This window comes from Escherichia sp. E2661, from assembly GCF_004745185.1.
GTDB lineage: Bacteria > Pseudomonadota > Gammaproteobacteria > Enterobacterales > Enterobacteriaceae > Escherichia.
Window position 1 is genome coordinate 1 of record NZ_PDIG01000054.1, and the last position, 579, is coordinate 579.

General features: G+C 56.3%; 1 protein-coding gene. It reads left to right on the forward strand.

Annotation, left to right across the window (positions count from 1 at the left end):
- Positions 1–579, forward strand: a 579-nt coding sequence (locus tag CRI63_RS23575; RefSeq protein ID WP_276606377.1) for a cyanophycin synthetase, incomplete at both ends; no start/stop codon positions are given.

Consider the following 579-nt stretch of genomic DNA (forward strand, 5'->3'; position numbering starts at 1 on the left):
TACGCTGCTGCGTCAGGACAAAGAGCCAATGCGCGTTACACTGAATGCGCCAGGTCGTCACAATGCCCTGAATGCTGCCGCTGCCGTTGCGGTCGCCACGGAAGAGGGGATTGAAGACGAGGCTATTTTGCGTGCGCTGGAGAGTTTCCAGGGGACCGGACGCCGCTTTGATTTCCTTGGTGAATTTCCATTGGAACCCGTGAATGGTAAAAGCGGTACGGCAATGCTGGTTGATGACTATGGTCACCACCCGACCGAAGTGGACGCGACTATTAAAGCGGCGCGTGCAGGTTGGCCGGATAAAAACCTGGTGATGCTGTTTCAGCCGCACCGTTTCACCCGTACGCGCGACCTGTATGACGATTTTGCCAATGTGCTGACTCAGGTGGATACCCTGCTGATGCTGGAAGTGTATCCGGCAGGCGAAGCACCTATTCCGGGAGCGGACAGTCGTTCGTTGTGTCGTACAATCCGTGGCCGTGGGAAAATTGATCCGATTCTGGTGCCGGACCCGGCGCAGGTGGCCGAGATGTTAGCACCAGTATTAACTGGTAACGACCTGATCCTCGGTTCAAGGGG